General features: G+C 66.5%; 20 protein-coding genes. 13 read left to right on the top strand and 7 right to left on the bottom strand.

Going from position 1 to position 20,780, the window contains the following annotated elements:
- Window positions 1–55: 55 nt before the first annotated feature.
- Entirely contained in the window at window positions 56–1,147 is a 1,092-nt protein-coding gene (gene ada, locus ACP7D4_RS10165) for a bifunctional DNA-binding transcriptional regulator/O6-methylguanine-DNA methyltransferase Ada (RefSeq protein ID WP_426208943.1), read from the top strand.
- A gap of 164 nt (window positions 1,148–1,311) precedes the next feature.
- Here ada and ACP7D4_RS10170 read toward each other — a convergent pair whose 3' ends face one another.
- Window positions 1,312–1,995: a transposase gene (locus ACP7D4_RS10170; protein WP_426208945.1), complete on the bottom strand. Its 684-nt coding sequence runs from the start codon at window positions 1,993–1,995 to the stop codon at window positions 1,312–1,314.
- A 193-nt stretch (window positions 1,996–2,188) separates the two neighbouring features.
- On the opposite strand from ACP7D4_RS10170, the gene ACP7D4_RS10175 reads away from it, so the two are divergent.
- The 8 genes from ACP7D4_RS10175 (at window position 2,189) to ACP7D4_RS10210 (ending at window position 12,764) form a co-directional block, all read left to right on the top strand.
- Window positions 2,189–3,862 (top strand): amidohydrolase, encoded by a 1,674-nt coding sequence (locus ACP7D4_RS10175; protein ID WP_426104121.1) that lies wholly within the window; start codon window positions 2,189–2,191, stop codon window positions 3,860–3,862.
- 103 nt (window positions 3,863–3,965) lie between these two features.
- Window positions 3,966–5,681: a urocanate hydratase gene (hutU, locus tag ACP7D4_RS10180; protein ID WP_426104122.1), complete on the top strand. Its 1,716-nt coding sequence runs from the start codon at window positions 3,966–3,968 to the stop codon at window positions 5,679–5,681.
- Entirely contained in the window at window positions 5,678–7,240 is a 1,563-nt protein-coding gene (gene hutH, locus ACP7D4_RS10185; RefSeq protein ID WP_426104123.1) for a histidine ammonia-lyase, read from the top strand. The genes hutU and hutH overlap by 4 nt, the downstream gene beginning before the upstream one ends.
- A 40-nt stretch (window positions 7,241–7,280) precedes the next feature.
- Complete coding sequence (gene hutG / locus ACP7D4_RS10190) at window positions 7,281–8,069, top strand: N-formylglutamate deformylase (protein ID WP_426208947.1); 789 nt, start codon at window positions 7,281–7,283, stop codon at window positions 8,067–8,069.
- Window positions 8,066–9,448 (top strand): formimidoylglutamate deiminase, encoded by a 1,383-nt coding sequence (locus ACP7D4_RS10195; protein ID WP_426208948.1) that lies wholly within the window; start codon window positions 8,066–8,068, stop codon window positions 9,446–9,448. Before hutG ends, ACP7D4_RS10195 begins: the two co-directional genes overlap by 4 nt.
- The gene (locus ACP7D4_RS10200) at window positions 9,445–10,029 is read left to right on the top strand and encodes a HutD/Ves family protein (protein ID WP_426208950.1); all 585 of its coding nucleotides are present in this window, start codon (window positions 9,445–9,447) and stop codon (window positions 10,027–10,029) included. Before ACP7D4_RS10195 ends, ACP7D4_RS10200 begins: the two co-directional genes overlap by 4 nt.
- Before the next feature lie 3 nt (window positions 10,030–10,032).
- On the top strand, window positions 10,033–11,271 hold the full coding sequence (gene hutI / locus ACP7D4_RS10205; protein ID WP_426208951.1) for an imidazolonepropionase: 1,239 nt from the start codon (window positions 10,033–10,035) through the stop codon (window positions 11,269–11,271).
- A gap of 17 nt (window positions 11,272–11,288) precedes the next feature.
- A complete protein-coding gene (locus ACP7D4_RS10210; protein WP_426208953.1) occupies window positions 11,289–12,764 on the top strand; it encodes a glycine betaine ABC transporter substrate-binding protein in 1,476 nt (491 codons plus the stop codon).
- A 152-nt stretch (window positions 12,765–12,916) separates the two neighbouring features.
- Here the strand turns inward: ACP7D4_RS10210 and ACP7D4_RS10215 are convergent, their stop codons facing one another.
- The gene (locus ACP7D4_RS10215) at window positions 12,917–13,405 is read right to left on the bottom strand and encodes a GNAT family N-acetyltransferase (protein WP_426104129.1); all 489 of its coding nucleotides are present in this window, start codon (window positions 13,403–13,405) and stop codon (window positions 12,917–12,919) included.
- Window positions 13,402–14,340, bottom strand: coding sequence for a DMT family transporter (locus ACP7D4_RS10220; RefSeq protein WP_426104130.1), 939 nt, complete (start codon window positions 14,338–14,340; stop codon window positions 13,402–13,404). Before ACP7D4_RS10220 ends, ACP7D4_RS10215 begins: the two co-directional genes overlap by 4 nt.
- Before the next feature lie 153 nt (window positions 14,341–14,493).
- Here ACP7D4_RS10220 and ACP7D4_RS10225 point away from each other — a divergent pair, with 153 nt between their 5' ends.
- A complete protein-coding gene (locus tag ACP7D4_RS10225) occupies window positions 14,494–14,628 on the top strand; it encodes a hypothetical protein (protein WP_426104131.1) in 135 nt (44 codons plus the stop codon).
- Window positions 14,629–14,637: 9 nt separating this feature from the next.
- Here the strand turns inward: ACP7D4_RS10225 and ACP7D4_RS10230 are convergent, their stop codons facing one another.
- Entirely contained in the window at window positions 14,638–15,084 is a 447-nt protein-coding gene (locus ACP7D4_RS10230; RefSeq protein WP_426104132.1) for a DUF962 domain-containing protein, read from the bottom strand.
- A 91-nt stretch (window positions 15,085–15,175) separates the two neighbouring features.
- On the opposite strand from ACP7D4_RS10230, the gene ACP7D4_RS10235 reads away from it, so the two are divergent.
- Together ACP7D4_RS10235 and ACP7D4_RS10240 are read left to right on the top strand one after the other, a co-directional pair.
- Window positions 15,176–15,664 (top strand): DNA-deoxyinosine glycosylase, encoded by a 489-nt coding sequence (locus tag ACP7D4_RS10235; RefSeq protein WP_426104133.1) that lies wholly within the window; start codon window positions 15,176–15,178, stop codon window positions 15,662–15,664.
- 129 nt (window positions 15,665–15,793) lie between these two features.
- Window positions 15,794–16,447 (top strand): glycine zipper 2TM domain-containing protein, encoded by a 654-nt coding sequence (locus ACP7D4_RS10240; protein ID WP_426208955.1) that lies wholly within the window; start codon window positions 15,794–15,796, stop codon window positions 16,445–16,447.
- A gap of 28 nt (window positions 16,448–16,475) precedes the next feature.
- Here ACP7D4_RS10240 and ACP7D4_RS10245 read toward each other — a convergent pair whose 3' ends face one another.
- Window positions 16,476–17,375, bottom strand: a complete 900-nt coding sequence (locus ACP7D4_RS10245) for a tetratricopeptide repeat protein (protein WP_426208957.1) — start codon at window positions 17,373–17,375, stop codon at window positions 16,476–16,478.
- A 65-nt stretch (window positions 17,376–17,440) separates the two neighbouring features.
- Window positions 17,441–18,304, bottom strand: a complete 864-nt coding sequence (locus tag ACP7D4_RS10250) for an HDOD domain-containing protein (RefSeq protein ID WP_426208959.1) — start codon at window positions 18,302–18,304, stop codon at window positions 17,441–17,443.
- Between the two features lie 145 nt (window positions 18,305–18,449).
- Here ACP7D4_RS10250 and ACP7D4_RS10255 point away from each other — a divergent pair, with 145 nt between their 5' ends.
- Window positions 18,450–19,022, top strand: a complete 573-nt coding sequence (locus ACP7D4_RS10255) for a DNA-3-methyladenine glycosylase (protein ID WP_426104137.1) — start codon at window positions 18,450–18,452, stop codon at window positions 19,020–19,022.
- Window positions 19,023–19,031: 9 nt separating this feature from the next.
- Here the strand turns inward: ACP7D4_RS10255 and ACP7D4_RS10260 are convergent, their stop codons facing one another.
- Window positions 19,032–20,753: a methyl-accepting chemotaxis protein gene (locus ACP7D4_RS10260; protein WP_426208961.1), complete on the bottom strand. Its 1,722-nt coding sequence runs from the start codon at window positions 20,751–20,753 to the stop codon at window positions 19,032–19,034.
- Between the last annotated feature and the right edge of the window lie 27 nt (window positions 20,754–20,780).

The following is a 20,780-nucleotide window of genomic DNA, read 5'->3' on the forward strand; positions in this document are numbered from 1 at the left end:
GCGGATGGCCGTACGCGCTACGATAGCGCCAGGTAAATACAAAGCGGAGCGCAGCATGAAACTTGAGACCATGGCGGCACCCTATGCCAGCGACGCGGCGCGCTGGGCGGCCGTGAAGGCGCGCGATGGCGGCGCCGACGGCCTGTTCTGGTATGCCGTCAAAAGCACCGGCGTGTACTGCAAGCCCTCGTGCGCGGCGCGCCCGGCGCTTGAGCGCAACGTCACCTTCCATGCCAGCCGGGCCGACGCCGAGGCAGCCGGCTTTCGGTCCTGCCTGCGCTGCAAGCCAGACTTGCCGCCGCTGGCCGAGCGTCATGGCGACGCCGTCGAGCGCGCGTGCCGGCTGATCGACGCCAGCGAGGCAGCGCTGGACCTGGACACGCTGGCGCAAGCTTGCGGCATGAGCCGCTTTCACTTCCACCGGGTCTTCAAGGCGCACACCGGCATCACGCCCAAGGCGTACGCCGCGGCCGGGCGCGCCGCGCGCCTGGCGCAGGCGCTGGCCGGCGCGACCAGCGTCACCGACGCCATTTACGCGGCTGGCTTTGGCTCGAGCGGGCGCTTTTATGCCGGCGCCCCCGACAGGCTGGGCATGCTGCCTTCCCGTTACCGTGCCGGGAGCAGTGGCGCGACGATCCGCTTTGCGATCGGGCAGTGCACGCTGGGCGCCATCTTGGTGGCCGCGACCGAGGTCGGCATTTGCGCCATCCTGATGGGCGACGACGCCGGCCAGCTGGCGCGCGAGCTGCAGGACCGCTTCCCGGCGGCCGAGCTGGTGGGCGCGGACGCCGGCTTTGAAGCGGCGGTGGCGACGGTGGTCGGTTTTGTCGAAGCGCCGGGAATCGGCTTTGACTTGCCGCTGGACGTACGTGGCACGGTGTTCCAGCAGCGCGTATGGGAAGCGTTGCGGCAAGTGCCGAGCGGGTCCACGGTCAGCTATGCCGAGCTGGCGGCGCGCATTGGCCTGCCGTCGGGAGCGCGCGCGGTGGCGGGCGCGTGCGCGGCCAATCCGGTGGCGGTCGCGATCCCTTGTCACCGGGTCGTGCGCAACGACGGCGCGCTGTCGGGCTACCGCTGGGGCGTCGAGCGCAAGCGCGCCCTGCTGGCGCGAGAAAGCACCCCTCCACCGGGGTCAGACCACGATTAAGCAAATGTTTTTTAATTGGGGTCAGACCTCCGAATTTGTGCAACTGTTTCTCCTATGGCTAGAAATCTGGCGCTTTGTTGTCTCTGCGGCAAAGGTACTGTGCCGCGTGAAATGTTTTTTAATTGGGGTCAGACCTCGACATTTGTGCAATGTTTTTTGCGGAATCAGAAGGGCCTGCGACCCGCAGTCTGCCGGGAAAAATCCCGGCCCAAAGCGACGCTGATCTGTTCCGAAAACTGCGCTGATCCATATATCCCGTTGCTTTGTGTCGCTTGCCGTACCTGGTCCAGCAGCGGTTCTGGCAACGCCTGCGCAAATAACGCGCGGTAGGAAGATTCTCTCGCGCGCTTTTCGGCGTCGATCGCATGGTAAAGATCGTGGGGCACCACGATGTCACTCGGTTCGCCGTGCGCATGCACGCGATAGCTCGACCAATCGTAGTCCACCGGATGGGCGACAATGCCGGCTCTGACGGGGTTAAGCTCAATGTAGCGTTGGCACGTCAGGAAGTAGCCTTCGTTATCCACCAGGCTGGAGTGGTAGCGTCCCTGCCATAAGGTGCCATACCGGCGATACCTGCGATTGACGTATTGCGTGTACCGCTGTCCTACTCGTTGCATGAGGGAAGCGGGCGCGGTAGTGTCCACGGGGGACGCTAGCAGATGCACGTGATTTGGCATCAGCACGTATGCGTGAAGGGTACAGTCGAACTCTGCAAGGGCGTCTTCCATCATGCCAAGAAAAACCTGGTAATCGCCCTTGCAAAAAAAACAGGGATTCCGATTGTTCCCGCGCTGCACGATGTGGAGCGGGACATTGGCAAAAACGGGGCGGCGATAGCGGCTCATGGTACCTCCTGGAATCGTGGAATTGCCTTCAAACTTAGCGCGGCCTGTAGCTGCCCACCAAGCATCGCTCAATCGAGCGCGAAGTTTCCAGAAATCGGAGGCCTGACCCCAGTTAAAAAACTATTTCAAAATTGAGGTCTGACCCCGGGGTTGCGCGCTACACTCTGAATTCGTTCATTTTTGGGGGTGGCTGATGCGCTTGATTCATTCTTCTGTTCTGGTTCTGCTGGCAGTCGGGGCCCTGGCCCACGCCAATACCGTCATTGATAACGCCAACGGCTACACGCTCGACAGCAAGGGCAAGCTCTTGCGCTTCTCGTCCATGGCCTTCGATCAGAACGGACGCATCCTGGCCGTCGGTTCGTCCGCGCTGGCCAAGGCCAAGGCGCCGGGCGCCAAGCATATCGATCTGCATGGGCAGACGGTGCTGCCGGGACTGATCGACGCGCACGGCCATGTCTTTGGCCTGGGCGAGCAGCTGACCCAGCTCGATTTGACCGGCAGCGCTTCGCTGGCCGCCGCGCTCGCGGCCACGTCCACCTACGCGGCGGTCAATCCGCAGCACGCCTGGCTGGTCGGGCGCGGCTGGAACCAGGAGATCTGGAAACTGGGCCGCTTTCCCACCGCCGCCGAACTCGATGGCGCCGTTGCCGACCGCCCCGTGTGGCTCTCGCGCGTCGATGGCCACGCAGCCTGGGCCAATACGCGCGCCATGCAACTGGCAGGCATCACGCGCGACACGCCCGACCCGGCCGGCGGCAAGATCGTGCGCGACGCGCAGGGCGAGGCCACCGGCCTGTTCGTCGATGCGGCCCAGGACCTGGTCACCAAAATCCTGCCGCGCCATACCAATGCCCAGGCCCGCGCGATCCTCGATCGCTCGCTGCAGCAAATCGCGGCGATGGGCCTGACCAGCGTGCACGATGCGGGCTTGAACGTGGCCGCCGATGCGCTGTATCGCCAGTACGCCGACGCCGGCAAGCTCACCACGCGCGTGTACGGCATGATCGGCGACACGGGCGAAGACTTCGACCAGCTCTCCAAGGCCGGCCCGCTCAAGTCCTACGCGGGCGACCTGTACGCGCTGCGCGCCGTCAAGCTGTACGCGGACGGCGCGCTGGGCAGCCGCGGCGCCGCCCTGATCGCGCCGTATTCGGATGAACCCAAGTCGCACGGCTTGCTGTTCCGGTCCAACGCCGACATCGCCGCAGCCATGGACAAGGCGATGCAGCGCGGCTACCAGGTCAATGTGCACGCCATTGGCGACGCCGGCAACCGCCAGGTGCTCGACGCCTACCAGCAGCTGGTGAAAAAGACCGCCAGCGTCGCCCAGCGCCACCGCATGGAGCATGCCCAGGTGGTGGACCTGGCCGATATCGCGCGCTTCAAGTCGATCGGGATCATCCCGTCGATGCAGCCGACCCACGCCACGTCCGACATGAACATGGCCGAACAACGCGTGGGCGCGCAGCGCATCAAGGGCGCCTACGCCTGGCGCACTTTTCTGAAGCAGGGCTCGCGCATCGCCTGTGGTTCCGACTTTCCGGTCGAGTCGCCCAATCCGTTCTTCGGCATCCACGCGGCCGTCACGCGCCAGGACGCCGCCGGCCAGCCCGCCGCCGGCTGGCACCCGGACCAGGCGATGACGCTGACCGAGGCGCTGCGCTGCTTCACGCTCGACGCGGCCTACGCGGCGCACCAGGAAAACGTGGTCGGCTCGCTCGAAAAAGGCAAGTGGGCCGACTTTATCGTCATCGACCGCGACCTGTTTGCGATCCCGCCGGCCGACCTGTACAAACTGGCCGTGCGCCAGACCTGGGTCGCGGGACGCATGGTGTACGCAGGCAGCGCCAAACCGATCGACTAAATTAAATCGGTTGACTGGGTTGTCTATACAACCTAAACTTTGTTCATTGCACGAGGCGCGTGCGGTGTCGCCGCGCCAGAGAGCACCACGCACAGGAGCTGCCATGACGCTTGAGATCAACCAGATGGGCATTGACCCCCGCTTTGACGCCACGCGCGAGATTCGCGCCCCGCGTGGCACCGACCTGGCCTGCAAAAGCTGGCTGACCGAGGCGGCCTACCGCATGATCCAGAATAACCTGGATGCGGAAGTGGCGGAAAACCCCAAGCACCTGGTGGTCTACGGCGGCATCGGGCGCGCCGCGCGGAATTGGGCTTGCTACGACCAGATCCTCGCGTCCCTGCGCGAACTGGAGGACGACCAGACCTTGCTGATCCAGTCCGGCAAACCGGTGGGCGTGTTCCAGACCCACCCGGACGCGCCGCGCGTGCTGATCGCAAACTCGAACCTGGTGCCCAAGTGGGCCAACTGGGAGCACTTCAATGAACTCGATCGCAAGGGCTTGTTCATGTATGGCCAGATGACGGCCGGCAGCTGGATTTACATCGGCACCCAGGGCATTGTGCAGGGCACCTACGAAACCTTCGCCGAAGCGGGCCGCCAGCATTTCGGCGGCGACTGGGGCGGGCGCTGGATTCTCACCGCGGGCCTGGGCGGGATGGGCGGCGCGCAGCCACTGGCCGCCTCTTTTGCCGGCGCGGTGTCGCTCACCATCGAGTGCCAGCAGTCCAGCATCGATTTTCGCCTGCGCACCAAGTACGTGGACAAGCAGGCCACGGACATCGACGACGCCATCGCGCTCATCAAGCACCACACGGGCCTGCGCGAAGCGGTCTCGATCGCCCTGCTCGGCAATGCGGCCGAAGTGCTGCCCGAGCTGGTGCGGCGCGCCAAAGCCGGCGGCCTGGTGCCCGACATGGTGACCGACCAGACCTCCGCGCATGACCTGATCAACGGCTACCTGCCGCTCGGCTGGAGCGTGGACCAGTGGAAGGCCGCGCAACAGGATCCGTCCCAGCACGCGCGCCTGACTGCCGCCGCCGCCCAGTCATGCGCGGTGCATGTGCAGGCAATCCTCGACTTGCATGCAATGGGCGTGAAGGCGGTCGACTATGGCAACAACATCCGCCAGGTGGCCAAGGACCAGGGTGTCGAAAATGCCTTTGCCTTCCCGGGCTTTGTGCCGGCCTACATCCGTCCCCAGTTCTGCGAAGGGCGCGGCCCGTTTCGCTGGGTGGCGCTGTCGGGCGACCCGGAAGACATTTACAAGACCGACGCCAAGATCAAGCAGCTGTTCCCCGACCAGAAGCAGGTCCACCACTGGCTCGACATGGCGCGCGCGCGCATCGCTTTCCAGGGCCTGCCGGCGCGCATCTGCTGGCTGGGGCTGGGCGAGCGCCACATCGCGGGCCTGGCCTTTAACGAGATGGTGCGCACGGGTGAACTGAAGGCGCCCATCGTGATCGGGCGCGACCACCTCGATACCGGCTCGGTGGCCAGCCCGAATCGCGAAACCGAGAGCATGCGCGACGGGACCGATGCCGTTTCCGACTGGCCGCTGCTCAACGCCATGCTCAACACCGCCGGCGGCGCCACCTGGGTCTCGCTGCACCACGGCGGCGGCGTGGGCATGGGGTACTCGCAGCATTCGGGCGTGGTGATCGTGGCCGACGGCACCGACGCCGCCGCCCGGCGCCTGGCGCGCGTGCTGGTCAACGACAGCGGCTCGGGCGTCATGCGCCATGCCGACGCCGGCTATGAAACCGCAATTGCCTGCGCCAAGCGCAACCACCTCAATCTTCCTATGGTCCCTCAATGAAAAACACCCAACAAGGCTGGACATTGACGCCGGGCGCGCTGGCGATGGACGACCTGCGCGCCGTCTGGGCCGCGCCGGCCAGGCTGACGCTCACGCCAAACGCCTATCCGGCCATCCTGGCGTCAGCGGCGGCGGTCGAGGCCATCGTGGCCAAGGGCGACGCCGCCTACGGCATCAACACCGGTTTCGGCATCCTGGCCAAGACGCGCATCCCCGACGAAAAGCTCGAGGAACTGCAGCGCAACCTGATCTTGTCGCATTCGGTCGGCACCGGCGAACTGCTGTCGGACGCGGTGGTGCGCCTGATCATGCTGATGAAAATCGGCAGCCTGGCGCGCGGCTATTCGGGCGTGCGCCCCCTGATCGTCGACACCCTTATCGCCATCTACAATGCGGGCATCGTGCCGGCCATTCCCGCCAAGGGCTCGGTCGGCGCTTCGGGCGACCTGGCGCCGCTGGCGCACATGACGCTGGCGATGCTGGGCGTGGGCCAGGTGCGCCACGACGGCAAGCTGGTCGAAGCGATCGACGCGCTGCAGGCGGCCGGCATCAAGCCGGTGGTGCTGGCGGCCAAGGAGGGCCTGGCGCTGATCAACGGCACCCAGGTCTCCAGCGCGCTGGCGCTGCATGGCTTGTTCATGACCGAGCGCCTGCTGGAAGCTGCGATGGTGGCTGGCGCGCTATCGCTGGACGCGGCCAAGGGCAGCGACGCGCCGTTTGACGCGCGCGTGCACGCAGTGCGCGGCCAGCCGGGCCAGATCGCCGCGGCCGCCATCTATCGCGAGCTGGTGGCCGCCAGCGCGATCCGCGCCTCGCACCTGGTGGGCGACGAGCGCGTGCAAGATCCTTACAGCCTGCGCTGCCAGCCGCAGGTGATGGGCGCGATCATCGACCTGATCGTCAATGTCTCGCGCACGCTGCTGATCGAGGCGAATGCCGTCACCGACAACCCGCTCATTTTTCCCGACGCCGGCTCGCCCGAGGGCGGCGAAATTATCTCGGGCGGTAACTTCCACGCCGAGCCGGTCGCCTTTGCGGCCGATACGCTGGCGCTGGCGATCGCGGAAATCGGCGGCCTGGCCGAGCGCCGCATTGCGCTCTTGATCGACGCTACCTTGTCCGGCCTGCCGCCGTTCCTGGTGCGCGAGCCGGGCATCAATTCGGGCTTCATGATCGCCCACGTCACGGCCGCCGCGCTGGCGTCCGAAAACAAGTCGCTGGCCCATCCGGCCAGCGTCGACAGCCTGCCCACGTCGGCCAACCAGGAAGACCACGTCAGCATGGCGACCTTCGCGGCGCGCCGGCTGGACGATATGGCGCAAAATACGGCTGTCATCGTCGGCATCGAACTGCTGGCCGCAGCCCAGGGGATCGACTTTCACCGGCCGCTCAAGTCCTCGCCGCAGCTCGAACACGTGCATTCGCAGCTGCGCGCCCGCGTGCCGTTCTATGACGCCGACCGTTTCTTTGCGCCCGATATCGAGGCTGCCAGGCAGATGGTGGTTGGCGGCGAATTGAGCGCTTCGTGCAAGGCGCTGTTCGCAGGCCTGTATATGTAATTTTACGGTGTAGTTTGACGATTAACGCGACGGAGCACTGATGGATTTCGAGTTCACGGAAGGCCGCATTCCCCTGCTGGTGTCCATGCCCCACGTGGGCACCGACATCCCGGACGACATCGCACTGCGCCTGGCGCCGTGCGCCAGCGCGCGCGCCGATACCGACTGGCATCTCAAGCAGTTGTATGGCTTTCTGGGCGAGATGGGCGCATCCGTGATCTCGGCGCGCTGGTCGCGCTACGTGATCGACCTGAATCGCCCGCATGACGACACCAATCTGTATCCGGGCCTGTCGACGACGGGCCTGTGCCCGGTCGACACCTTTGCCAGCGAACCGCTGTACTGCGGCGGCGACGCCCCGAACGAGCAGGAAGTGCGCGCCCGGCTGGTCCGTTACTGGGAGCCGTATCACCGCCAGCTGCGCGCCGAACTCGATCGCCTGCTGGCCATCCACCCCCGCGTGGCCCTGTGGGATGCGCACTCGATCGCGTCCCGGGTGCCGCGCTTTTTCGACGGTCGCCTGCCCGACCTGAATTTCGGCACCGCCAACGGGACGACCTGCGCGCCGCAGATGGAAGCGGCAGTGGTCGGCGTCGCGCGTGCGCAACAGGCGTTTTCGGTGGCCGTGAATGGTCGCTTCAAGGGCGGCTACATCACGCGCCACTACGGCCAGCCGGCACGCAAGGTGCACGCGATCCAGCTTGAAATGTGCCAGTGCCTGTACATGGATGAAAGCGCACCGTTCGCCTACCGTCCGGACGTGGCGGCGCGCGTCCAGCCCTTGCTGCGCCAGCTCGTCACGGCGGCAGTCGATTGGCCTGGCGAATGAATCCGGGTCTGACGCAGTCGCTGTTCGCGCGCCACGCACTGCTGCCGGACGGCTGGCGGGACGACGTGCGCATGCAATGGGATGGCGCCGGCAACCTGACCGCGGTCACTGCGGGCGCCACCTTCCTGCCCGGCGAAGCGCAGGCGGGCCTGGCCTTGCCTGGCATGGTCAACCTGCATTCGCATGCCTTTCAGCGCGCGCTGGGCGGCCTGACCGAGAAGGCGGGCGAGGGGCCGGACAGCTTCTGGACCTGGCGCGACCTGATGTATCGCTTTGCCCGCAACATCACTCCCGAGCATATCGAGGCGATCGCCGCGCAGCTGTTCTCGGAGTGTCTGCGCCATGGTTATACGTCGGTGTGCGAATTTCATTACGTGCAGCGCGACCAGCAGGGCGCCATGTATGCGCGCCCGGCCGAAACGGCTGAGCGCATCGTGGCCGCCGCGGCGCTGGCCGGCATCGGGGTGACGATGCTGCCGGTGTTGTACAGTTACGCCGGTTTCGGCGACCAGCCGCTCAGCATTGAACAACAGCGCTTCAAAACCGGGCCACGCGACGTGATGGACATTATCGCCGCGCTCGAGCCGCTGCGCGGGCCGCAGGTGGAAGTGGGCGTGGCGCCGCATTCGCTGCGCGCCGCCGCCGGCGCCCAGATTGCCGAGGTGCTGGCCAGCCTGCCGCCGGCGCGTCCGGTGCACATCCATGTCGCCGAACAGCAGGGCGAAGTGGCGCAGTCGATCGCCGCCACCGGCATGCGCCCGGTGCGCTACCTGATGGAGCAGTTCGAGCTGACGCAACGCTGGTGCCTGGTGCACGCGACCCACCTCGATGCGGGCGAGACCGCGGCGTTGGCCGCGAGCGGCGCGGTTGCCGGTCTGTGCCCGACCACGGAGGCGAACCTGGGCGACGGTCTGTTCCCGCTGGCGCCGTTCCTGGCCGCAGGCGGGCGCTTTGGCATCGGCAGCGACAGCCACGTGTCGCAGTCGCCCGTGGAAGAGCTGCGCTGGCTCGAGTACGGCCAGCGCCTGCTGCACCAGCAGCGCAACGTGGCCGCATCCCCGGGCGAGCGGCGGGTGGGCGACTTTTTGTGGCGGGGCGCCCTTGCCGGTGGCGCGCTGGCTGCTGGCCGCGCCGTGGGCGCGCTGGCCCCGGGCAAGCGCGCCGACCTGCTGGTGCTCGACAGCGACCATCCGAACCTGTTCGACGTGGCGCCGGCCGACGTGCTGAGCGCCTTGGTTTTCTGCGGCAACGACAACCTGGTGCGCGACGTGATGGTCGGCGGGCAGTGGGTGGTGCGCGATCAAAGCCACGTGGCGCAGGCGGCGATCGCACAGCGATACATGCACACCATCGCACAATTGCGTACACTGCGAGCATGACACTCCTGATCCCCTTTGCCGGCCTTGAGCCCGCTCCCTGGAAAAACGGCGGCGGCAGTACCACCGAACTGGCGATCGCGCCGCCGGGCGCCAGTCTCGACAAGTTCGACTGGCGCATCAGCCTGGCGACGATCGGCGCCGACGGCCCGTTTTCGCTGTTTGGGGGCGTGGACCGGTCGCTGGCGCTGGTCGACGGGCCGGGCGTGTTCCTCGACATTGACGAGGAGGGCCGTTTCGCGCTCGACTACGACGCGCCACTGGTCGAGTTCGCGGGCGAATCGCACGTGCTCGCCACGCTCAACGGTGGCCCGAGCACCGACTTCAACGTCATGACCCGGCGCGAGCGTTGCCACCACAAGCTGGGCCGGCGCGTGCTGGACGGCGTGTCCCAGTTCGCGCCGCGCGGCGACGTCTCGATCCTGTTCCTGGCCGAAGGCGACAGCCTGTCCGTGTGCAGCGATTCCGAACGCATCGGCCTGGTCCGGTACGACGCCGTCATTTTCGACACCAACACCATCTGGACGCTCGAAGCGGGGCAGGCCACCGTGTTCGTGGTCGACATCTTCCTCAACCAGGCGTAAGCGATGGCGCGGCCGTTCGAGACCGGCTTGGACAGCCTGTTCACCAACGTGCAGCTGGCAACCATGGCCGGCGGCTATGGCGAACTGCGCGACGGCGCCATTGGCGTAAGCGACGGGCGCATTGCCTGGATCGGCCTGGGGGCTGCAGCGCCGCCTGCGGCCGTGGTGCACGACGGGCGTGGGTGCTGGCTCACGCCCGGTCTCATCGATTGCCACACCCATATTGTCCATGCCGGCAACCGCAGCGATGAATTCGAAGCGCGCCTGAACGGCGCCACCTACGAGGACATTGCGCGCGCGGGCGGGGGCATCATGTCCACCGTGCGCGCCACGCGCGCGGCCAGCGACGAGGACCTGCTGCGCCAAAGCTTGCCGCGCATTGCCAGCTTGCTGGCCGAAGGCGTGACCACGCTTGAAATCAAGTCCGGCTACGGTTTGACGATCAAGGCCGAAGCGAAAATGCTGCGCGTGGCGCGCCGCGTCGGGCAGGTGCTGCCCGTGAACGTGGTTACCACCTTCCTTGGCGCGCACGCGCTGCCGCCCGAATTTGCCGGCCGCGCCGACGACTACGTGGCCCATATTTGCGAGCACATGCTGCCGCAGCTCGCCGCGGCCGGGCTGGTCGACGCGGTCGACGCGTTTTGCGAACGCATCGGCTTTTCCAACGCCCAGACTGGGCGCGTATTCGAGGCGGCGCGCGCACACGGCTTGCCGGTCAAGCTGCATGCCGAACAGCTGTCCGACCAGGGCGGGGCCGAACTGGTGGCGCGCTTCAAGGGCCTGTCGGCCGACCACCTGGAGCACCTGGGCGAAGATGGCATTGCCGCGATGGCCGCTGCCGGCACGGTGGCCGTGCTGCTGCCGGGCGCTTACTATTTTTTGCGCGACACCACGCCGCCGCCGATTGCCGCGCTGCGCGCGGCCGGGGTGCCGATGGCGGTGGCCACCGACTGCAATCCGGGCACCTCGCCCATGACGTCGCTGCTGCTGGCGATGAACATGGCTTGCACCCTGTGGCGCCTGACGCCCCAGGAGGCGCTGGCCGGCGCCACCATCCACGCGGCGCGCGCGCTCGGGCGCGCGGCGGACATCGGCTCGCTGGAAGTGGGCAAGCGCGCCGACTTTGCGCTGTGGGACATTGCGCGGCCGGCCGACCTGTCGTACGCGATCGGGCTGAACCCGTGCCGCGGCGTCGTCAACGCCGGCGTGCTGCGCGATCCGGTGGTAAGCTTGCCCGGTTAATTTTTCCGGGAGCGTGCGTGCGCGCCACAATCACTTTCATCGCTCTGTGCCTGCTTGGCTGGCTCGGCCTCGCTTCGGCCCATGCCGACGACGTGCTGCACGTGGGCTCCAAGCGCTTTACCGAGTCTTACGTGCTGGGCGAGGTGCTGACCCAGACCGCCGCCGCGCATGGCAAGGCCGAGCATCGCCAGGGCTTGGGTAATACGGCCATCGTGTTGGCCGCGCTGCGCGCCGGCAGCATCGACGTGTATCCGGAATACCTGGGCACGATCGACCTGGAGATATTAAAAAACTCGAAGCCGACTTCATTGGCGGCGATGCGCGCGGCACTGGCGCCGTGGGGCCTGGGCGTGGCGGTGCCGCTGGGCTTTAACAACACGTACGCACTGGCCGTGCGCGCCGACAGCACCGTCACAACGCTGTCGCAACTGGCGGGCCAGCCGCTGCGCTTTGGCCTGTCGCACGAATTCATCGGCCGCGCCGACGGCTGGCCGGGCCTGGCGCAGCGCTACGGCTTGCGCCAGCAGCCGCGCGGGCTCGATCACGGCATCGCCTACGAAGCGCTGGACCAGCGCCAGGTCGACGTGATCGACATCTACGCCACCGACGCAAAAATCGCACGCTACAAGCTGCGCGTGCTGAAAGACGACCTGGCGTACTTCCCGCGCTACGACGCCGTGCTGCTGTACCGGCTCGATGCGCCGGCGCGCTTTCCCGCAGCCTGGCGCGCCATCAGCGCCCTGGAAGGGCGGATGACGGCGGACCGGATGATCGCGATGAACGCGGCGGTCGAACTGGAAGGCAAGAGCTTTGCCAGCGTCGCGGCTGCGTGGCTGGCGCCGACCGTCGCCACGACCAGTGCCGTGCGCGCCGGCCTGATGGATAAACTGTTCGGCCCCGACCTGTGGACGTTGACGCGCCAGCACTTGCTGCTGGTGGCCGCAGCCGTGGTGCTGGCCTGCCTGATCGGCATTCCGCTGGGCATCCTGGCCGCACTGGCGCCGCGCCTGCGCCAGGTTGTGCTGGGCGCGGCGGGCGTGCTGCAGACCGTGCCGTCGCTGGCCTTGCTGGCGATATTGATTTCCTTGCTGGGCAAGATAGGCAGCGTGCCGGCGCTCATTGCGCTGGTCGTGTATGCGCTGCTGCCGGTGGTGCGCAATACCTGCACCGGCATCCTGGGCGTGCCGGCCGGCATGCGGCTGGCGGCCCAGGCGCTCGGGCTTTCCCCTGGTCAGCGCCTGCTGCATGTGGAGTTGCCGCTGGCGCTGCCGGTGATCTTGGCGGGCGTCAAGACGGCGGCGGTCATGAGCGTGGGGACGGCAACGATTGCCGCCTTTATCGGGGCCGGCGGCTATGGCGAGCGCATCACGATCGGCCTGGCGCTCAACGACAACGCCATGTTGCTGGCGGGTGCGATTCCGGCGGCGCTGCTGGCCTTGCTGACGCAAGCTTTGTTTGAAGGGGTGGAACGCCTTGCAATGCGCCGCGCATGAGGCACCTTTGCGCAATAACAAAGGACCGTTTTTCGGATGGGTAATTATTACTGGGACGAGCAAGAAGACGTAGACCAGCCTCTATCTCCCCTCCCCATCTTAAACACATGGGTTCACCCACGGCGCATTGCATGCCCGTGGGTTTTTTCTTTTTAGCCTTTGGCCAGTACGTCCAGCGCATCACCGGCCACGCGGCAGATGCGCCAGTCAGGCAGCAGCTCGGCGCCCATCCCTTTATAAAAATTGATCGCCGGTTCGTTCCAGTCCAGTACCGACCATTCGAAGCGGCCGCAATTGCGTTCGACGGCCAGCTGCGCCAGCGCCACGAGCATCTGGCGGCCATAACCCTTGCCGCGATGGTCTTGCTTGACGTACAGGTCTTCCAGATACAGTCCCTTGCGGGTGAGGAAAGTTGAAAAATTATGGAAAAACAGGGCGAAGGTGACGATCTCGCCGTTTTCTTCGCCCATGATGGCTTCGCACGCCGGGCGCGCGCCAAACAAGCCTTCGTGCAGCATGGCTTCGGTGGCGATGACGAGGTGTTCGAGTTTTTCGAACACGGCCAGTTCGACGATCATGGCGTGAATGTGGGCAACGTCGGCTGGCTGGGCCGGGCGGATCGTAAAAGTGTTGGTAGTCATGGAACCTCGGGGTAGGTGGTCAGGTTGATTGCTGCTTGGAGGGTAGGCGAGGGCGTGCGCACGGCCCAGGCCACGCTGGCCAGGCACACGAACATGCCGGAAAACTCGAGCGGACCGGGGCGGTAATGTTCGAGCTGCATCGACAGCAGCAGCGAGATGACCGGCGTGACGACGCCGATATACACAGCCTTTTGCGAACCGATCCGGTTGATCAGCGTGAAGTAGGCGGCAAACGCAATCACGGAGCCGAACAGCGACAAATACAGCAGCGCGGCCCAGTAACGCGGCGCCTGGGGTAGCGTGAAATGCTGGCCCGTCGCCAGGGCGTACAGTGCCACCATGACAGTGCCGGAGAACATCGACCAAGCCATGGTCAGGAATAAGTTCGACGACTGCTCGCGGATCTTGCTGACCACCACGTTGCCGGCCGAGCTGGCGATGGTGGCCGTGACGGCGAGCGCCAGGCCGAACAAAAAAGTGCCGGCGCCGCCGCGCACGATCTCGCCCCAGCCGTCGGCGATGGCGTGGAAGAACAGCATGGTCACGCCGCTGACGGCGACCATGCCGGCGGCCCAGGTGCGCCACGCGACCGGGGTGCCAAAGGCGAGGCGGCTGCACAGCGGGTTCCAAAACACCATCAGCGCGAACAGCACCGCCACCAGCGCCGAGACCAGGTATTGCTCAGACGTATAGGTGCACACATACGACAGCGCGAAGGTGAACAAACCTTGCAGCAGCACCCAGCGCACGGCCGGGCGCGGCAGGCGCAGGCTCTGCCCGCGCAGCAGGCACCAGGCAAACAGCGCAGCCGAAGCCAGCGCAAAGCGGTACACCACCGACACGGCAGGGGCGACTTCGCCCAGCTGGTAGGTGATGGCAAAAAAGGTGGAGCCCCAGATCAGGGAGGCAATCGCAAAAAGAAGGGGAGAGGACATCGCGAAAGTATACGGTGATTCGATGTTTCCTGCTGAACATTGCGCGAAAGCGACAGTGCGCCGTTCCGGCCTTGACCATCGTCAATACGGCGCCGTTCCCGCGCGTGCGCCAGGCGAAAGGCGCTACGCTGGTTGCTCTCTTGGGGAATGATCATGAAACCGCTGCTGCACCTGAAAACCGCCGTGCTGGTCGCCTACGTGGCACTGTGCGCGCACCTGGTCCTCGATTTGATGCAGGCCGATCCGGCGCTGCACGCAGCGCCACAGGCGCACGGGTTCGGTGAGTAGGATCAGGTGCTACCACGCCAGATGCAGGCGCCGGTACAGGAAGCTGAGCACGAACAGCGGTCCGATCAGCAAAAACCGCAGGTCTTCCAGGAAGGATGGCTTCTTGCCTTCGATCTTGTGGCCGATGAACTGGCCGATCCAAGCCAGCATGAAGATCCCGATCGACAGCGGCAGCACGGTCTGGCGCGGCATCAGGCTGAGCAAACCGAGCATCAGGCCCGACATCACCAGCATGCCCAGCGCGAAAGGCCTGGAAAGCTGGACATAGTAGGCCAGCGCGATGACCGCCACCGTCACCGCCGCCAGCGGGTGAAAGGCCCAGATCATGCCGAGCAGTGTGAAGACGATCACGGGTACGCACACGAAGTGGATCAGCTCGTTGGTATGGTTCAAGTGGCTTTCGCCGTATTGGGCCAACAGGGTGTCGATGGTGCGCGGCTGTACGGTGGTGGTCATGGTGAGCGGGTCTCCGAACTGGGCATTTTTGTTGTAGGGTTGCTTGCCGATTTTACACCGGGGCGGGGCGCCGGAAGTTAGAATCGGCGCCATGATCATCCCTCCCACCGCGCTCACCGGCCTGGCGCCCGTCATCGATGCCCACACCCGCATCCTGATCCTGGGCAGCTTTCCCGGCGCCGCTTCGCTGGCCGCGGGCCAGTACTACGCGCACCCGCGCAATGCGCTGTGGCCGATCCTGGCGGCGCTGACCGGCGAACCACTGGCGGCGCTGCCGTACGCCGAGCGTCTGGCGCGCCTGCTAAAGCACGGTGTCGGCCTGTGGGACGTGCTGGGGGCGTGCGAGCGGCAGGGCAGTCTCGATGCGCGCATCCGCCATCCGGCCGCCAACGATTTTACGCGGCTGCGCGCGCTGTGCCCGCAGTTGGCCGTGGTCGGCTTTAATGGCCAGACCTCGGGCAAGTTTGCGCCCCAGTTTGCCGCCGCCGGCTACCGCACGCTGATCCTGCCATCGACCTCGCCTGCGCTGGCCGCCATGTCGTTCGAGCAAAAACTGGAACGCTGGCAGCAGTTGCTGTGAACTGCAGCAGTTGCCTTGAGTCTTTTATCGATTACATCTGCTTACGATTGATACAGCATCGCCCTAGCCTTGCGTGCAGCGCGCCGTTAAGGTGGTCATGCAGACACATTCACAGCACAGGAGCAGACCATGGAAAAGATCACCACAGCAAGCCGGATTCACCCATTGATGGCAGCCGCGGCGTTGTCCGTCATCACCATCAGCGCTGTCGGCACTGCAGCGATCGCCGGCTGGTTACCCAATTCGCAGGCCCAGACTGCCCAGCTGCAACCGGCCCAGTTCCAATCGGCGCAGTTGCAGTCGGCGCCAGCCGTCGTCACCGCCACGCCAGCGCAGCAATTGCTCGAAGCCCAGCAATTGCTGGCAGCCCAGCAGGCCCTGGCAGCGCAGCGCCAACTCGCCGCGCAGCCCTTGGCAGTACCGGTCAACACGCTGGTGGCGCCTGCATCGGCAGTGCTGGCCGAGCCGACGCCGCGCGCCCACGCGGCAGCGCCCAAGACCCGTGTGGTCTATCGCGATGCACCCCAGCGTACCCGCGTGGTGTACCGCGACGCGCCGCAGCGTACCCGTCACTACAGCAACAGCTCGAGCTACCAGGCTCAGGCACCGGCGCCGCAGCCGCGCCAGCCTAACTATGTGGGCATCGGTACCGGCGCCGTTATTGGCGGCCTGCTCGGCAACCAGGTGGGCGGGGGTAATGGCAAGAAGCTCGCGACGGTGGCCGGCATCATCGGCGGCGGCTACCTCGGCAACGAGATGGCCAACCGCTACCAGCAGCGCTGAGCACAAACAGCATTGTGCCCAAACAGCACTAATTGAGCGAGCGCAGGTGGGCCAGCTTGGCGAAATAGCGGCGCTTGTCCTGGGCGCCGCTGCCGTAGGATAAGGCGGTCGCCATTTCCTTGCGCGCGGCGAGCGTCTCGCCCAGGCGCATGTGGGCAAGGCCCAGCCAGTAATGCAACTCATGGTTGAAGGGCGAGCGCGTCGTTTCGCGCGCGAACAGCTTTTTCGCTGCGGCGAAGTCGCCCGTTTCCATCGCCGTGATCCCCGCCTCGAAGAAATACAGGGGCGGCTCCGGATCGCGTGCGGCCAGCTGCGCTGCCAGGGCGCGCGCTTCGGCCACCTTGCCCAGCCGGTCGAGCACCGGCACCAGATTTTTCATCAGCATCGGGTCGGCCGGTGTGCGCGCGAGTGCGCGCCGGAACACCCGTTCAGACATGGCACTGTCGCCGCGCGTGTAATACACAACGCCCAGCGTGTTGTGGGCGGCGGTAAAGCCAGGCTCTTGCAGCACGGCCGCGCGCGGCCCTTCCAGCTCGAGCGCCTTGGCGAAGGCGGCGGTCATGATCACCAGCGACAGGCAATTGCCGCGCCGGCCGGCGAAGGTGGCGGCGGCGTCGCGCGTGGTGCTGTCGTCATACTCGAGCTTTAAACTTTTCTTCGCGTACAGGGCGTCGACCAAACCCAATTCAGGCCCGCGCGCGTGCAGCGCGTCCTGGAATTGCTTGCTGTTGAAAAATTCCAGCATCGGTCCGCTCATGGCGAACAGGCCCGCCGCCGTGGCCGGGGCCGACGGTGGCGCCACGCGCGCATCGGTCAACAGGTCGGCCAGCGCGCTTGGGCTGGGTGCGGGCGGCGCCTCGGGAGCGCTGGCGCGGCCGCCCAGCAGGCAAGCCAGGCTGGCCATCAGGGTGCGGGTCAAAATGTGCATGTCGAGCCCTCCACATGTGCATCAGTCCAGTATTGTCCCGCTTGCCGGCGATGTCAAATGGGTTGTTAGTGTTCGCCATGAAAGCAGTCGTGCAGTTCGTCGAGCAGGTCGGCCGTTTCCCCGCTCGACAAGCCGAGGTAGCGGCAGGCGCGCGCGCCTCCCTTGTCCCATTCGAGCGAACCGGGCATGCCCTGGTATTGCTGGATCGCGCTTTCGGCCAGCAGCGACAGCGCCACCAGCGAACGCACGCCGTCGTCGGTGGCCGTGTCTTCCAGCACCGCGTAATCCTGGTGGTGCAAGATGGCCCAGGAGACCTCGGTCGACAAGCCCCAGTTGCGCGCCAGCAGGCAACCGATGGCGGCGTGGTTGGTGCTGTGGCGCTCGTCCTCGAGCGCGGTCAACGCTCGCAGCGGGTCGCGCGCCGCTTCGGCGAAGGTGGCTGCGTAGTCAGGAAAGCGTGCCATCAGCAGCGGCACGCCGGTGTCGCAAAACAGGCCGAAGGTATGCGCCACGTCCGGTGCGCCGATGCGCAGGCGGCGCGCCAACATCACCATCGCTTGCGCGCGCCGGGTCGACAGGTCCCAGAAGCTGGCCAGCGCGGCATTGTCGGCGCCGATCGCCTGGCGCGCCAGCAGGCCCGTCATCAAGGCCGCGACCTGGTTGATGCCGAGCAATATGATGGCCTGGTCGACCGACTTGGCTTGGCGCTTGCCGCCATAAAACGAGGAATTGGCCAGTTTGAGCAGGGCGCCGGACATGCCGACGTCGCGCCCGATAATGCGCCCGATGGCGAGCGGGTCAGGCTCGTCGGCGCCCAGTTCGCGCTGCAGGTCGCACAGCAGGCTGGGACGGGGCGGAATCCGGATCGACTTGATCAGCGCGTCGACCGGGTCGGCGGTCAAACTTGCGCAAACGGCTAGGTTGCTCATTGGGTTTTGGCTTTGCATGAAAACGCGCAGAAGCCGACTATAAACTACTCCCGTCAAAGTTGCACTAAGGCAAAATAATTTTTCGCGGGAACGCGCCTGGCTTCTTGTGCGGCGGGCAATGCTGCTTTTTGGCTAGAATTGGCCCATGAACAAGCTCATTGCTGGAATCGATTTCTCGCGCGACGCGCAGACCGTGGCGCGCCAGCTGATCGGCGCCGTGGTGCTGGTCGATGGCGTGGGCGGGCGCATCGTCGAAACCGAGGCCTACGACCAGAGCGACCCCGCCTCGCACACCTTTGCCGGGCCGACCGAGCGCAACGGCGCCATGTTCGGCGCGCCTGGCCACGCCTATGTCTACCGCTCGTACGGCATCCACTGGTGCCTCAATTTCGTCTGCCGCGAAGCAGGCCACGGGGCCGGGGTGCTGATCCGCGCGCTTGAACCTTTGGCCGGGCTCGATCTGATGCGCGAACGGCGCGGGGTGGACGCGGTCGGCTTGCTGTGCTCGGGGCCGGGCAAGCTGTGTCAAGCCCTGGGGGTGACGCGGGCGCTGAACGGCGCGGCCTTGTCGCAGGCGCCGTTTTCGCTGGTGGCGCACGAGGGCGAAGGCGCCGCGCTGGTGGTGGCCGGTCCGCGGATCGGCATTTCCAAGGCGCTCGAGGTGCCCTGGCGCTTCGGGCTGGCCGGCTCGCGTTTCATGAGCCGCCCGTTTCGCTGACGCGCGCGTTCAAGCTTCGTGGCGGCCGGACGGTTGGTCCAGGCCGGGACGGTAGGGCAGGCCGCGCGCGGTGCGCTCGCGCATCGGACTGGCGCTCGCGCGCCGTTCCGGTGCGGTGCGTGCCGGGGGCGCTTTGCCCCTTGCCTCAGTGGTGTTTTCAGGATGGCAGTTTGGCCCGGTCTCGGCCTCGCCAATCCGAAACACCGACACCGCGTGCGCCAGGTTCGCCGTCTGCTCGTGCAAGCTGGCGGCAGCGGCAGCGGCCTGTTCGACCAATGCCGCGTTTTGCTGCGTCATGCCGTCCATCTGCACCAGCGCCAGATTAACCTCGGCAATGCCGGCCGCCTGCTGGGCGCTGGCCGCGCTGATGGCGCCGATAATGTCGTTCACCTGCCGCACCGACGCCACCACCTCGCCCATGCCGGCGCCGGCCGCGTTGACCGCCGCGTTGCCGGCGTCGATGCTGGCCACCGAGGCGGCCAGCAAGGTCTTGATCTGTCCGGCCGCCGCCACCGAACGCTGCGCCAGCGTGCGCACCTCGGTCGCCACCACCGCAAAGCCGCGACCATGGGCGCCCGCGCGCGCCGCTTCCACGCCCGCATTCAGCGCCAGGAGACTGGTCTGGAACGCGATCGCGTCCATCACGCCGATGATCTCGACAATCTTGTGCGAACTGGCTTTCAGCTGGTCCATCGTGATAACCGCCTGCTGCACGGCGCCGCCGCCGCCTTCGGCCAGCAGCGCGGCGCGCGCGGCCAGGTCGCTGGCGCGGCGCGCACTGGCTGCGTTGTCGGTCACCGCGCCGGTCAGCGCCTGCAGCGCGCCGGCCGTTTCTTCGAGCGAACTGGCCTGCAGCTCGGTGCGCGCCGACAGGTCGTGGTTGCCGCCGGCGATATCGTGCGCGGCGCTGTCGATCGCATGCACGCCGTCCAGGATGGCGCGCAGCGTGCCGCCCAGGCGCTCAATGGTGCGGTTGAGGGCGCGCGCCGTGTCGCCGATTTCATCGCGCCCGGCGCGCGCCGCGCCGGCGGCCAGGCGCCCCTGCGCCAAGGCGTCGACCGTGTCGGCAATGGCGCCGATATCGTCCAGCATGGCGCGCCGCACCTGCACCGTCACCAGCAGCGAGAGCGCAATCGAGGCCAGCACCAGCAGCGCCATGCCCAGCACCAGCTGGCGAAATTCCCGTTCCGCGACCTGGTAGCCTTCTTCGCTCAGTTTTTTTTCGAGTGCCGCCAGTTGCCCGACGCTGGCTTCGAGCGCACCGAACTGCTGTTCGGCCTTGTGCATGGCGTTCGCCGCCAGCGACTGGTCGGCCAGCGCCAACTCGATCGCTTCGGCGGTGCTGGCGCTGTATGCAGCCAGGGCCGCCGCGCTGGCGGCGGCGATGTCGCGCTCGGCCGGCGCGGCCACGTGCGTCAGGGCCTCCAGCGCGCCGCCCAGCGCGGCGTGGCGGCGCGCGATGTCAGCGCGCAGCGCGTCCAGACGCTCGCGGGCAAAGCTGCCGTTGATCCACGCGAGCAGCTGCCAGGTGCTGGCGTGCGCCTGCCTGGCGTCGGCCGCGATGTCGGCGACCGCCTTCAGGCGCGCGGCCCGTACCTGCACCATGTTCTCGAGCGAGGCATGCTGGCGCACCATGCCGTACCAGGCCAGGCCCGCCAGCAGCAGCAGCAGGGCGAGCACCACGCCGGGGGCAAGCAGCAGCTTGGGTCCGATCCGAAGTTTGTTCAGCATGGCGCTCCCCTGGTGCTGCGTGGCCGG

Origin of the sequence: Massilia sp. TWP1-3-3, assembly GCF_049897805.1 — a bacterium.
Taxonomy (GTDB): Bacteria; Pseudomonadota; Gammaproteobacteria; order Burkholderiales; family Burkholderiaceae_D; genus Telluria_A.

What these genes read in the sequence shown, in the direction of transcription:
- ada (WP_426208943.1), top strand. Translation starts at nt 56, where the DNA reads ATGAAACTTGAGACCATGGCGGCACCCTATGCCAGCGACGCGGCGCGC.
- ACP7D4_RS10170 (WP_426208945.1), bottom strand. Translation starts at nt 1,995, where the DNA reads ATGAGCCGCTATCGCCGCCCCGTTTTTGCCAATGTCCCGCTCCACATC.
- ACP7D4_RS10175 (WP_426104121.1), top strand. Translation starts at nt 2,189, where the DNA reads ATGCGCTTGATTCATTCTTCTGTTCTGGTTCTGCTGGCAGTCGGGGCC.
- hutU (WP_426104122.1), top strand. Translation starts at nt 3,966, where the DNA reads ATGACGCTTGAGATCAACCAGATGGGCATTGACCCCCGCTTTGACGCC.
- hutH (WP_426104123.1), top strand. Translation starts at nt 5,678, where the DNA reads ATGAAAAACACCCAACAAGGCTGGACATTGACGCCGGGCGCGCTGGCG.
- hutG (WP_426208947.1), top strand. Translation starts at nt 7,281, where the DNA reads ATGGATTTCGAGTTCACGGAAGGCCGCATTCCCCTGCTGGTGTCCATG.
- ACP7D4_RS10195 (WP_426208948.1), top strand. Translation starts at nt 8,066, where the DNA reads ATGAATCCGGGTCTGACGCAGTCGCTGTTCGCGCGCCACGCACTGCTG.
- ACP7D4_RS10200 (WP_426208950.1), top strand. Translation starts at nt 9,445, where the DNA reads ATGACACTCCTGATCCCCTTTGCCGGCCTTGAGCCCGCTCCCTGGAAA.
- hutI (WP_426208951.1), top strand. Translation starts at nt 10,033, where the DNA reads ATGGCGCGGCCGTTCGAGACCGGCTTGGACAGCCTGTTCACCAACGTG.
- ACP7D4_RS10215 (WP_426104129.1), bottom strand. Translation starts at nt 13,405, where the DNA reads ATGACTACCAACACTTTTACGATCCGCCCGGCCCAGCCAGCCGACGTT.
- ACP7D4_RS10220 (WP_426104130.1), bottom strand. Translation starts at nt 14,340, where the DNA reads ATGTCCTCTCCCCTTCTTTTTGCGATTGCCTCCCTGATCTGGGGCTCC.
- ACP7D4_RS10225 (WP_426104131.1), top strand. Translation starts at nt 14,494, where the DNA reads ATGAAACCGCTGCTGCACCTGAAAACCGCCGTGCTGGTCGCCTACGTG.
- ACP7D4_RS10230 (WP_426104132.1), bottom strand. Translation starts at nt 15,084, where the DNA reads ATGACCACCACCGTACAGCCGCGCACCATCGACACCCTGTTGGCCCAA.
- ACP7D4_RS10235 (WP_426104133.1), top strand. Translation starts at nt 15,176, where the DNA reads ATGATCATCCCTCCCACCGCGCTCACCGGCCTGGCGCCCGTCATCGAT.
- ACP7D4_RS10240 (WP_426208955.1), top strand. Translation starts at nt 15,794, where the DNA reads ATGGAAAAGATCACCACAGCAAGCCGGATTCACCCATTGATGGCAGCC.
- ACP7D4_RS10245 (WP_426208957.1), bottom strand. Translation starts at nt 17,375, where the DNA reads ATGCACATTTTGACCCGCACCCTGATGGCCAGCCTGGCTTGCCTGCTG.
- ACP7D4_RS10250 (WP_426208959.1), bottom strand. Translation starts at nt 18,304, where the DNA reads ATGAGCAACCTAGCCGTTTGCGCAAGTTTGACCGCCGACCCGGTCGAC.
- ACP7D4_RS10255 (WP_426104137.1), top strand. Translation starts at nt 18,450, where the DNA reads ATGAACAAGCTCATTGCTGGAATCGATTTCTCGCGCGACGCGCAGACC.
- ACP7D4_RS10260 (WP_426208961.1), bottom strand. Translation starts at nt 20,753, where the DNA reads ATGCTGAACAAACTTCGGATCGGACCCAAGCTGCTGCTTGCCCCCGGC.